Consider the following 12,189-nt stretch of genomic DNA (forward strand, 5'->3'; position numbering starts at 1 on the left):
TGTACCCCGAAGGGCCTTACCGCTCGACTTGCATGTGTTAAGCACGCCGCCAGCGTTCGTCCTGAGCCAGGATCAAACTCTCCGTTGAAGACTCTTGACTTACCCCGAAGGGCTAATCAGAAGAATAACTAGAGTCCGAAAACCTAGCAAAACAAAACGCCAGCAAAAAGATTTGCTGACTAAATGTCCAACCTCTCAACCGGGGGGTATGAGAAGCCGGAACCAATTAAATAATTGGCACTGACATTCATCGACACACTATTGAGTTCTCAAAGAACACACGCACACACCACTTAGCGGGCTTGGCCCGATCGGTCGGTGAGGCAACTTTTACAGCTTAGCGCAACCATGAACCCGACGTGAAATCGAGGTGCCGGTCTTGCTAGTGTGAGCGTCAGGCGCTCCTCGTACGACCTCGTTTCCCGGTCCTCCGCTCAGCATTTCCGCTGGGCTTCTCGGCTCCGGGTCGGTGTCCGTGTCGCTCTGACTCGAACTAAGTTACGCGTTGGCGAACGCCTCGTCAAATCCCCTGCGCAGCCCGAGAATTCGCAGGTCAAGCCCCCTGACATCGGCCGAGAATCCGCCCGGATCGCCCGAATGTGACTCAGGCCACGAAGACTTCACCCGAACGAGCCCGGCCGGCCTTCCGGCAGCCCCCGTCAGTTGGCCAGCGCGTGCTGGGCCCCGCGGTGCAGCGGAACCGGGTTCGTCTCCCGCGCCGCCTCCCGCACGATCCCCTTGGCCGCGGCGTTCGCCTGTTCCAGCTGAGGTTTCCGATCGAACAGCGCCTTGGTCAGCACGCAGGCGACATCGGCATCCAGGTTGTCGCGCACCAACAGCACGTTCGGGACCACGATGGACGGCACGTCCTCCGACAGCCCATAGGTGGAAGCGGGTATCGCGCCCAACTCGTACACCGGGTTCAGGATGCGCATGCCGGCCAGCTGCTCAGAGGTGTCGAGGAAGCGGAACTTGTCCCCGCCCGACTTGAACAACTCCGTCAGCCCCGGCGTCGGCAAACCGCCGGTGAAGAACAGCGCGTCGAGCGAGCCGTCCTTCATACCGGCGACGGCCTTGGTCAGATCCAGACGATTGACCGCGATATCACTGTCCGGGTTCAACCCGCCGGAGCGCAGGATGCGCCGCGCCAGCATCTCGGTCCCGGACTTCGGCGAACCGGTCGACACCCGCTTGCCGCGCAACCCGGCAACGGACGTGATGCCGGAGTCGGCGCGCACGACCACCTCGGTATAGCTGGGATACAGCCGCGCCAACGCCTGCACCGGCTGCTTGTCCCCGTCGAAGGTTCCGATGCCGAGCACCGCGTCGGCCGCGGTATCGGTCTGCGCGAACGCCACCTGATACTTGCCGGCCACCAGGTCCTGAATGTTCTGTACCGACGCCATCGTCTCCGCGGCGGTCGCCGTCACTCTGCCGTCGGTGGCCAGCGTGATCTGATCCGCGTAGGCGGTCCCCAGCGCGGAGAACACACCGGATGCGTTGCCCGTGGCGATATCAAGCTTGGTCCCCTGCTTCACCTCGCAGGTGACCGGAGCACCCGAGTCGGTCGGTGGCCCGTCCTGGCGCTGCCCGCAGCCGGCGACGAACCCCGCCGACACCGACACCACGGCGAAAACGATCGCCACTCTTCTCATCTCGTCCTCCCTGGAGCGGGCCGAGCGACCACACCGGCCGCGACCAACCCGCCCGCCCACCAACTCGACGCCCATGCGGGCAGCTCCACATCACCGATCACGACCGCAGACGACTGGTCCCGTCGACAAGGCGTGACGATATCAACGCCACCCGCCCAGCTACTGAAAAACGTTGGTATCCGGTCGATTTTCAGCCCCGCAGCAAAGCGACAGCGGTGGCGACCAGTGCGTCGTCGGTCGCCGCCGTGCGTTCGCCGGCGATGCCGGAACGGAACAGCGCGGCGCCCTCGATGAGGATCGTGAAGACCGCGGCGCGCGCGTCGCGAACGGCTTCCGGCAGGTCAGGGTTTCCGGCGCGCACGACATCGGCGACGTGGGATCGATATGTCCCGTAGAACTTTCGCAGCACCGCCGCGACAGCGTCGTCATGTCCGGCCAGCGCCCACAGCTCGGTATAGACCCGAACGAGCTGCGGGTCGTCCTGCTCTGCCAGCAACGTCCGCACCAACTCCTCGGCCGAATCCGGCTGGGCGACCGAGGCGAACACCGGAGTCAGGCGCTCGCGGGATCGCTGCAGAGTGCGCTCCAGGACAGCGGCCACCAGGTCGGCGCGCCCGGGAAAGTAGTACTGGAGATGCCCGAGACGCACGCCTGCGGCGGTGGCGACCGCACGCATCGTCAGTTCCCCGTGTCCGGACTCGGACAGGATGTGTTCGGCGGCATCGAGCAGCTCGGCCCGCCGCTGCGCGCCCTTGCCGGTACCGCCCGGGGTGCCGTCGCTCATGCGGCCTCGTCATCGGCGGGTGCGTGGCCGACGCGCAGCTCGACGCCGTGCGCGGTAAGCAACTCGCGAACCCGTACCGGATTCGGAATCTGTTCGGGGAAGGCCACTCCGGTCGGCGCAGGCAGACCATCCGTGCCGAGTATCCGATGCACTCCGAGCATGGCACCGACAGCCGTCAGATGCGCTTGACCCGCAGGGTCGGTGACCGTCGCGCTGTACGTACGGCCGGCGTGAGCGACATCGACCCGCAGCCGGGCGACCCCGTTTTCACCGGGTGAGTACAGCAGCGCGCGCCGCGCCGGCGTGAAGCACTCGCCCCGGCCCCAGCGGAAGAAGCCGAGCCGCTTGACCGCGAGCAATGCGGAAGTGGATGCGGCAGAACTGAATCCGATCCGGGTGGCCGCGGTCGCGGTGCCGAGTGTGAGTGGCAAGGTGAACTGCTCGGGAGTGTCGATGCGGGCAACCCGGGTGACCGAGTCACCGATGCACACCTTGCGAACGTCGCTGAGCGGCATGACGGTTTGCCGCCGTCCGTCGCGGACGATCTCGTAGTCCAGCCCCAGCCGGTCCATGAATTCGACGGAGTCGGCGCCCGCTCGATCGTTCAGATCCCAGCGGATCGAGATGTCGACCGTGTCCGCGCCACCCAGCTCCGCGGCGAGGTGGGCGACGACCAGGCTGGTCACTCCACCCATCCACGCGGAGCTGAACAACACCGGCGCGGTCGGGCCGAGCATCGCCGCCACGGTCGCCGCTCGCTGCATCCGCGCGGTCCATCGGGTGACGTCGACATACGGCACTCCCCCGGCGACCGCCGCACGCAGCACCCGGTCGTCGGGATCGTTCACCACGCCGACGACTGCCCGGATCCGAGCCTGAAAGGGCTTGGGATCGGCCAGATCCCAGGTTCGAAGCGCTGCTCCGACTTCTTCGGCCAGGGTCCGTCCGCGCTCGATCGTGCGGCCGGTCAGCAGCAGCGGCCAGGACCTCGCCGCCATCCGCGCGAACTCACCACCAACCGTTCCGTAACCGCCCACGACCAGCACCGGACCTTGTCGGTCGAACTCGAGTTCGTCATCCATGGTCACCAATATAGGTCAAACGACCTAAAATAGGAGGTGAGGTCCGGCACAGCAGGGTGTTCGAGGACCTGCTTACTTGGTCAGGGCGTGGTCGGCGCCGCGGTTCAGGGGGACGGGGTCGGTTTTGCGGGCGTCGTCGCGGGTGATGTCCTTGGCGGCGGAGTTCGCTTGTTCCAGTTGGGGTTTGCGGTCGAAGAGTGCCTTGGTGAGGACGCAGGCGAGGTTGGCGTCCAGGTCGTCGCGGACCAGCAGGACGTTGGGGACGACGATGGTTTTCGCGTCGGCGGACAGGCCGTAGGTGGCGGCGGGGATGGTGCCCGCCTCGTAGACGAGGCTCAGCTTGCGCATGGCGGGGAGCTGGTCGGTGAGGTCGAGGAAGCGGACCTTGTCCTTGGCCGAGGTGAACAGGTCGGTGATGCCGGGGGTGGGCAGGCCGCCGGAGAAGAACATGGCGTCGATGGAGCCGTCCTTCATCCCGTCGACGGTTTTGGTGAGGTCGAGGCGCTGGGCGGAGATGTCGCTGTCGGGGTTCAGGCCGGCGGCTTGCAGGACGCGCTGGGCGATGACCTCGGTGCCGGACTTGGGCGAGCCGGTGGATACCCGCTTGCCGCGCAGGTCGGCGACGGAATTGATGCCAGAGCCGGTGCGCGCGACCACCTGGGTGTAGTTCGGGTAGAGCCGCGAAAGCGCCTGCACCGGTTGCTTTTTGCCGTCGAAGCTGCCGGTGCCGAGCACCGCGTCCGCCGCGGTGTCGGCGAGCGAGAACGCCACCTGATAGGTGCCGGCGACGAGCTGCTGGATGTTCTGCACGGACGCGCCGGTCTCCGCCGCGGTCGCCTTCACCTTGCCGTTGGTGGCCTGGGAGACCTGGTCGGCGTAGGAGTTGCCGAGCGCGAAGTACACGCCGGTCGCGTTGCCGGTGGCGATGCCGACCCTGGTCTCCTGCTGCACCTCGCAGGTGATCGCGCCACCCGCGTCGTGGTGCGGCGCGTCCCGGCGACCCCCGCATCCGGTGAGCAGACCGGCCGATACCGCGGCGACGGCGAAAACTACGGCGACTCTTCTCATGTCGTCCTCCTTCGAGCGAGCAGAGTGATCCCGACGGCCGCGACGAGTGCGACCAGGCCGGCGATGAGCGCGCCGGTCTCCAGGTACAGCAGCAGCAGACCGCCGATCGCGGCCAACGCTCTGGCCAGCGGTTTCGCCGGACCGACGCCGAGGATCCAGCCGCCGGTGGCGACCGCGAGGGCGGCGACGCCGAGGCAGGCGACGGCCGTGGTCCACAGGATGCCGAGCACCGGACCGCGGCCGAGCAGATACTCGCCGGGTTCGGTGAGCACGAAGACCACCGGCACCAGGAACGCGGGCAGCGCGTATTTCAGCGCCTGCCACATGGTCGGCACGGTGCGCGCGCCGGTGACCGCGGCGGCGCCGACCGCGGCCAGGGCCGTCGGCGGCGTCACCTCGGAGAGCACGGAGTAGTAGAAGACGAACATCGCGGCCGCCGGCGGCGGCACGTCGAGCGCGAGCAGCGCGGGGCCGATGATCGCCCAGCCGATGATGAACGACGCGGTCACCGGCACCGCGAGGCCGAGCAGGGCCAGAGCGATCGCGGCGAGCACAACGGTGCAGGCCAGTACCACGGTGTGGTTGTCGGACAACGACTTCGCCGCGCGCACGAGCAGCGAGGCGAGCTGCGCGCCGAGCCCGGTCTTGGTGGTCATCGCGGTGATCACGCCCGCCGAGGCACACACCGCGACCACCGGCAGCGCGGCCCGCACGCCGCTGCCGATCGCGTGGAACACCCGCCGTGCGGAGAGCGCGGTCTCGCGGGTGCGCGGGTCGAAGAAGGCGAGGACGAACGCCAGGCCGGTCGCGTAGACGACGGCTTTGGTGGCGCTGACATCCAGCAACAGCAGGACAACGATCGCGATCAGCGACAGGAAGTGATAGCCGAAACGCAGCAGCAACCGCCAGGCCGAAACCCCGTCGGTCTCCACCGGTTTGGTGCCCAGCCGGCGCGCGTCGATCTCGACGGCGAGCAGGATGCCGAGGTAGTAGAGCAGCGTCGGAATCAGCGCCCAGCCGAGCACCGTCACATACGACACCTCGAGGTACTCGGCGACGATGAACGCCGCGACACCCAGGGTCGGCGGGGAGAGAATCGCGCCGACCCCGGCCGCCGCGAGCATGCCGCCCGCCTGTTCCGGTGGGTACCCGGCGCGTTTGAGGATCGGCCAGGTGACCGCACCGATGGTCACCGCGGTCGCGGTGCCCGACCCGGATACGGTGCCGAGCAGGAATCCCGAAGCGACGGCGGTCCGTCCGGCCGCGCCGCGCGAGCGCCGGAACGCGGCCACCGACAGGTCGACGAAAAACTGTGCCGCGCCGGAGAATTCGAGCACCGCGCCGTACAGCGTGAACAGCACGATGTAGGTGGCCGCGACATCCAAAGGCGTGCCGTAGAACCCGCTGCCCGAGTTGTAGAGCGCGTCGATGATCTGCCCGAAGTCCAAGCCCGCGTGCGCGATTGTCCAGTCCTGCGGCAGGAATCCGCCGTAGTACCCGTACGCGACGAACACCAGGCAGACCGCGACGAGCACCCAGCCCGTGGTCCGCCGGCAGGCTTCCAGCACGAGAACGAGCAGCACCGCGCCCATGGCGACGTCGACGGGATCCAGCAGACCCTGGCGATCCAGGAAGGCGTTGTAGCCACCGCCGCCCGAGCCGATCGGGAACGGCAGCACCGGATACAGGCACACCAGCATGGCGGCAACGGCGAGCAGCCAATCGAATACGCCCGGCCCGTCGCCTCGATCGAGGAACCGCACACCGGAGCGGTAGGCGATGAACACCAACGGCAGTGTCGCCGCGAGGAATACGACGAGGTAGTACTGACTTCCCTGCGGCAGCGGCCGAAAGACCTGCCACACCACCAGGATCGCGACCACGAAGGACACCGTCGCGACCACCCGCTCGGCCCAGCCGGTCAGTACCCGGGCGGGGCGCTCCTCGTCATCGACCTCCAGCAGTGTGGGCCGTTCTTCTACGGGCGCCTCGGACTCCAGGCGATCGCCCGCCTTGTTCGACATGGCGGAACGATAGCAACGCACGACCGGTCGTATACCGGTATTGAAAACAGGCGAATCGGTCATTCTTCGATTCCGCCTCCCCCGCGCGTCAGTCCGGGCTTGCCACCTGCGGATTCCCCGCCGCGCGAAGCAGTTTGGCGCCGACCTCGTGCAGCATGCGCTTCATCTCCGGCGGTTCCCGCACCTCGAATTCCACGTTCAAGTGGGCGATCCGGACGGCGGTCCATTCGAGCGAGTCGGCGCTGGTGCGGATCAGGCAGCTGTGCTCGTCGATCGGCTCGACCTCTTCCGGTCGCACCCGGAAGGTGTCGGCGAGTTGCTCGGCGGAGGCGTGCACGAGGAACACCACGGTGCGCATCGGCCGCGCGTGCGCGAGCTGAGCGGTGACGAATGCCGCAGCGTCTTCGGCGGGCAATTCCCTTGGCGCGCAGCGCACTCCGGTCGGAAACGGCGCGTCGATCCGGTCGAGACGGAAGGTGCGCCAGTCGGCCCGATCGATGTCCCAGGCGACCAGATACCAGCGGCGGCCCGCGGAGACGAGGCTGTGCGGTTCGGCGAACCGCTTGGTCTCCGCATCACTCTTGTCGCGATAGCGGAACCGGATCCGCTCGCCGTCCCGGGCCGCGGCGGCCAGCACGACCAGCGTTTCCGGGTCGACCCGCGGCCCGGCCGCGGGGCCGCCCAGCGACACGGTCGCCGAATCGATCGCGTCCACCCGCCCGCGCAGCCGCGACGGCAACACCTGCTGAAGTTTGACCAGTGCCCGCGCGGCCGACTCCTCGATGCCCGCCACCGAGCCCTGGGCGGCGCTGCGCAGACCCAGCGTGATCGCGACCGCCTCCTCGTCGTCGAGCAGGAGCGGCGGCAGATCGGTCCCCGCCTCCAGCCGATATCCACCGACCGAGCCGAGGCTCGCGTGCACCGGGTACTCCAGCTCACGCAACCGTTCGATGTCCCGGCGCACCGTGCGCACGGTGACGCCGAGGCGGTCGGCCAGCTCGGGGCCGGTCCATTCGCGGCGGGTCTGGAGCAGCGACAGCAGTTGCAGCAGCCGCGCGGCGGTCTCGGTCACTGTTTCAGTATGCCGCTTAATGAGGACTGATCCTGACCTCATTGCCGCATAGCGTGGTTGTCGTGAATGCAGAGCGAGAGACCATCCAGATCGTCGGCGCCCGGGAGAACAACCTGCGCAACGTCACGCTGGAGATCCCGAAGGGCAAGATCGTGGTCTTCACCGGGGTGTCCGGGTCGGGCAAATCCTCGATCGTGTTCGGCACGGTCGCGGTCGAGTCGCAGCGCCAGCTCAACGAGACCTACACCTGGTTCATCCGCAATCGGCTGCCGAAGTACGAGCGGCCCGAGGCGGACGCGATCGACAACCTGGCGCCCGCGGTGGTCGTCGATCAGCGGCCGATCGGCGGCAACTCGCGCTCCACCGTCGGCACCATGACCGACATCCAGTCGATCATCCGGGTGCTGTTCTCCCGGCACAGCGAGCCGAGTGCCGGTGAGGCGACCGCCTATTCGTTCAACGACCCGCTGGGCATGTGCCAGGAGTGCGGCGGACTCGGTCACGTGGTGCGGCCGGACCTGGACAAGCTGCTGGACACCGGCAAGTCGCTCAACGAGGGCGCGATCACGTTCGCGCCGTTCGCGATCGGCACGTTCCAGTGGCAGCTCTACGCGCAGTCGCAGTTGTTCGATCCGGACAAGCCGTTGCGCGAGTTCAGTGCCGAGGAGTGGCAGCTGTTCCTGCGCGGCAACGGCTTTCGGGTGCCGCGACCGAACAAGACCGGCGGCGTGGGGAGCAACGCGTACGAGGGGCTGCTCGAACGGTTCGATCGCCTGTACATCAAACGTGATCTCGACTCGTTGTCGGACAAGAACCGGGCGGCCGCGCGCGAGGTGGTCACCGAGGAGATCTGCCCGTCCTGCGGCGGTGCGCGGTTGAGCGCGGCCGCGCTGGCCAGCCGGATCGACGGGCTCGGCATCGCCGACTACGGCCGGTTCGAGGTGTCGGACCTGATCGACGTGCTGGGTGCGATCGACGATCCGATGGCCGAGGTGATCGCCAGGGCCGCCATCGACCGGCTGCGGCGGATCGAGGAGGTCGGGCTCGGCTACCTCTCGCTGGACCGGGAGACCTCGTCGTTGTCCGGCGGTGAGGCGCAGCGGCTGAAAGTCGTTCGGCACCTCGGTTCGAGCCTCACCGGCATGACCTACATCTTCGACGAACCGAGCGTCGGCATGCACCCGCGCGACGTCGGCCGGTTGAACAACCTGCTGATCCAGTTGCGCGACAAGGGAAACACGGTGCTGGTGGTCGAGCACTCCCCCGACGTCATCCAGATCGCCGACCAGGTGGTGGACATGGGCCCGGGTGCGGGCGCGCACGGCGGTCAGGTCGAGTTCCAGGGCACGGTCGAAAAGCTCCGGGCCTCGGGCACTTTGACCGGTGAGCTGCTGCGCCGGGTGCAGCCGGTCAAGGAGGTCACGCGCACGCCGACCGGGTGGCTGACCGTTTCCGATGTGGCGCTGCACAATTTGAAGAACGTCACCGCACGGTTCCCGACCGGCGTGCTGACCGCGATCACCGGTGTGGCCGGCTCGGGTAAGAGCACGCTGGTCTCCGGGGCGTTCCTGGGCGCACACCCGGACGCGATCGCGGTGAGCCAGTCCGCGATTCACGCGTCGCGGCGGTCCAGCCCCGCCACCTACATCGGGATCATGGATCCGATGCGGCAGCTGTTCGCCAAGGAGCACGGCGTGAAGCCGGGGCTGTTCAGCTTCAACTCCGAGGGCGCGTGCGCCGAATGCGGCGGCGCGGGCGTCATTTTCACCGATCTGGCGTACATGGATCCGATCACCACCGTGTGCCAGACCTGTCACGGCCGGCGATTCCGGCCGGAGGTTCTCCCCTACACGGTGCGCGGCGCGTCCATCGCCGACGTGCTGGACATGACCGCCGAGCAGGCCCTGGATTTCTGGGACGGCAACGCCGACAGCAAGATCCGCACGCCGTTGCGCTCGCTCAACGAGGTCGGGCTCGGCTATCTCACCCTCGGCCGTTCGCTCAGCTCGCTGTCGGGCGGTGAACGTCAGCGGATCAAGCTGGCCGATCACCTGCACCGCAGCGGCGGGATCTATGTGCTCGACGAACCGACCACGGGCTTGCACATGGCCGACGTCGATACGTTGATGGCGCTGCTGGACCGGCTGGTCGACGCGGGCAACACGGTGATCGTCATCGAGCACGACCTGGACGTGGTCAAACGTGCGGACTGGGTGATCGACCTCGGACCGGACGGCGGCAAGCACGGCGGCGAGATCGTGTTCACCGGAACGCCGGCCGCGTTGCTCGCGGACGAGAACTCGATTACCGCCGATTACCTGCGGCGGAGCATGGGCGAGGCGGCATAGGCCCGGTTATTCGACCATCGCGCGGCGCAGGGCGGTCAGTTCGGCGGCGCTCAGGCCGTTCGCGCGCAGCCAGTTGGCCGCGCCGCCATGGTGGGCGTGCAGGCCGGCGACGAAGCGGCGCATCGGTGCCGGGTCGACGGCGAAGATACGGGTGCGGGCCAGCGTGAGGCCCTGGTAGGAGACCATGGTGGCGAGCCGGGCGCGGATCCGGACGATGCGTTCGGCGGTGAGCACGTAGTCCGCGATGATGGCTTCGGGGCGGACACCGACGGCGTCGAGCAGGACGGCGGCGAGGATGCCGGTGCGGTCTTTGCCTGCGGCGCAATGGAAGACGACCGAATGGCGGCCGGTGTCGGCGATGATCCGGGCGGCGGCGACCACGGATTCGCCGCTGCCGGAGAGGAGTTCGCGATACAGCCCGCACAGGTCGAACCGGTCCGCGTCCGGCACGAGTTCGCTGGGCGTGGCCGCGCTCGACAACTTGCACACGGGCAGATTGACCAGGCGCACAGCACTTTCCGCGAGCAGGCCATACCCCTCCTGTGCCGTTTCGGCGGGCGTGCGCAGATCCACCAGAGTCCGCAAACCCACGGGACCGAGCAGCTGCGCCAGATCGGATTCGGACAGCTGCTGCGGCGTGCTGGAGCGATAGACGACCCCGAAACGGGTTGTGCCGCCGTCGTTCACGGGCAGGCCACCGAGATCGCGCACGTTGTCGATCTCCGCGAACTCCACCCACCGGCGCGGGTCGAGATGGGTATACATGACAACTCTCTGCCGGACCCGGATCGACGCCTTCCGAACCCCGCCCACCCAGTTTAGTCCGCGGCGATCATGGCGGTGGCGTAAACGTGTTGCCGGGCTCTCATTTTCGTGTTTCGCTGGCAACGTATTCGCGGGCATGAACCTGTGTCGCGGTGGAGCAGGCCAGTGGACGGCCGCTGCTGTCCGGCATCCATGCCTGCTTCAGCTTGGGCATGATCGGTGGCGCGGCGCTCGAGCGCGCGCACGTCGCGCTCGCGGCCCACTTCGTCGGCGTCGGCGTGCTGGTCGTCGTGGCGACATGCTCGGCGCGCGGGGGATGCTGCCGTCGTCCACCGACCGCATTGTTGGGGTTCGCGCTGTTCGCCGGGTCGATGTTCGTCGGCCGGCTGCTGCCGCCGCCGGGTCGGGCGCGCTGCGACCACGGCACTGAACCGGCCACAATGCGATACCCGAACCGCATCAGTGCGGGTGATCGGCCGCGGGGCGAGGATGATGAGACGTATGGCGATGCGCGAAGTGGTCTGTGCGGGCGCCTTTGTGCGTATCTACGATCCGGGCGCCGGGGAGGCCGAGCCCTGGTACATCAACGATCACACGATCGTCCGGGACGCGGGCGGGCGGTGGCATCTGTACGGGATCACCCATCCGGAGCCCGCGAATCCGTTCGAAGAGGTCGAGTTCGCGCACGCGACGGCGGACGAACTGCTCGGCCCGTGGACCAAGCAGCCGCCCGCGCTGGTGGTCGACCCGGACTACGGGGAGACGCATCTGTGGGCGCCGTATGTGGTCGCGGCGCACGGGCGGTACTACATGTTCTATGCCGGCGGCGGCCCGGACCGGACCGCGGCGCAGATCAACCTGGCGACCTCGACGGACATGTTCACTTGGGCGCGTAGGCGTTCCGGGCCGTTGTTCACCGACGGCTACGACGCGCGAGACCCGATGGTGGCCCGGGTCGGCGATCAGTGGGTGATGTACTACTGCGCGACCAGCGAACCCGCGGGCGGCAATCACGTGGTCGCCTACCGCACCAGCACCGATCTCGTGCACTGGGGCGACCGGCATATCGCCTACACCGACCCGACCGTGGGCACCGATGCGGGAAATACCGAGTCGCCGTTCGTCGTTCAGCAGGACGGCTGGTGGTATCTGTTCATCGGCCCGCGGCCGGACTATGTCGGCACCGACGTGTTCCGCAGTGACAACCCGTTCTGCTTCCGGATCGGTGACAAGGTCGGCCATATCGCCTCGCACGCGGCGGAATTGGTGCACGACGATGTGCGCTGGTGGATCACCAGTGCGGGCTGGGGGCAGGGTGGGGTGTACCTCGCTACGCTGACCTTCCCGCCGGCCCGCGATCCCTATTCCGCGAAAGCCGTGCCGCGGTAACG

At 67.7% G+C, this 12,189-nt stretch carries 10 protein-coding genes and 1 rRNA gene; 2 read left to right on the plus strand and 9 right to left on the minus strand.

Features of this window, described 5'->3' with window-relative positions; all coding sequences use genetic code 11:
* From AB0M22_RS32745 to AB0M22_RS32775, 7 genes are all read right to left on the minus strand, one after another.
* Window positions 1–88: ribosomal RNA gene (locus AB0M22_RS32745) — 16S ribosomal RNA — on the minus strand; the annotation flags it as partial.
* Window positions 89–659: 571 nt separating this feature from the next.
* Entirely contained in the window at window positions 660–1,655 is a 996-nt protein-coding gene (locus AB0M22_RS32750) for a TAXI family TRAP transporter solute-binding subunit (protein WP_364735169.1), read from the minus strand.
* A gap of 190 nt (window positions 1,656–1,845) precedes the next feature.
* Window positions 1,846–2,439, minus strand: coding sequence for a TetR/AcrR family transcriptional regulator (locus AB0M22_RS32755; RefSeq protein ID WP_364735171.1), 594 nt, complete (start codon window positions 2,437–2,439; stop codon window positions 1,846–1,848).
* On the minus strand, window positions 2,436–3,521 hold the full coding sequence (locus tag AB0M22_RS32760) for a saccharopine dehydrogenase (RefSeq protein ID WP_364735173.1): 1,086 nt from the start codon (window positions 3,519–3,521) through the stop codon (window positions 2,436–2,438). The genes AB0M22_RS32755 and AB0M22_RS32760 overlap by 4 nt, the downstream gene beginning before the upstream one ends.
* 72 nt (window positions 3,522–3,593) lie before the next feature.
* Window positions 3,594–4,589 (minus strand): TAXI family TRAP transporter solute-binding subunit, encoded by a 996-nt coding sequence (locus AB0M22_RS32765; protein ID WP_364735175.1) that lies wholly within the window; start codon window positions 4,587–4,589, stop codon window positions 3,594–3,596.
* Window positions 4,586–6,613, minus strand: coding sequence for a TRAP transporter fused permease subunit (locus tag AB0M22_RS32770; RefSeq protein WP_364735177.1), 2,028 nt, complete (start codon window positions 6,611–6,613; stop codon window positions 4,586–4,588). The genes AB0M22_RS32765 and AB0M22_RS32770 overlap by 4 nt, the downstream gene beginning before the upstream one ends.
* Before the next feature lie 88 nt (window positions 6,614–6,701).
* Entirely contained in the window at window positions 6,702–7,685 is a 984-nt protein-coding gene (locus AB0M22_RS32775; protein WP_364735179.1) for a YafY family protein, read from the minus strand.
* Between the two features lie 62 nt (window positions 7,686–7,747).
* Between AB0M22_RS32775 and AB0M22_RS32780 the strand changes: the two genes are divergently transcribed.
* Window positions 7,748–10,033, plus strand: a complete 2,286-nt coding sequence (locus tag AB0M22_RS32780) for an excinuclease ABC subunit UvrA (protein WP_364735181.1) — start codon at window positions 7,748–7,750, stop codon at window positions 10,031–10,033.
* A 6-nt stretch (window positions 10,034–10,039) separates the two neighbouring features.
* Here AB0M22_RS32780 and AB0M22_RS32785 read toward each other — a convergent pair whose 3' ends face one another.
* Both AB0M22_RS32785 and AB0M22_RS32790 read right to left on the minus strand, forming a co-directional pair.
* A complete protein-coding gene (locus tag AB0M22_RS32785) occupies window positions 10,040–10,798 on the minus strand; it encodes a tyrosine-protein phosphatase (protein WP_364735183.1) in 759 nt (252 codons plus the stop codon).
* Between the two features lie 100 nt (window positions 10,799–10,898).
* Entirely contained in the window at window positions 10,899–11,225 is a 327-nt protein-coding gene (locus tag AB0M22_RS32790; protein WP_364735185.1) for a hypothetical protein, read from the minus strand.
* 74 nt (window positions 11,226–11,299) lie between these two features.
* Here AB0M22_RS32790 and AB0M22_RS32795 point away from each other — a divergent pair, with 74 nt between their 5' ends.
* Window positions 11,300–12,187, plus strand: coding sequence for a glycosyl hydrolase family 32 (locus AB0M22_RS32795; RefSeq protein ID WP_364735187.1), 888 nt, complete (start codon window positions 11,300–11,302; stop codon window positions 12,185–12,187).
* Window positions 12,188–12,189 lie beyond the last annotated feature (2 nt).

The organism is Nocardia sp. NPDC051756 (assembly GCF_040681495.1).
Taxonomy (GTDB): Bacteria; Actinomycetota; Actinomycetes; order Mycobacteriales; family Mycobacteriaceae; genus Nocardia.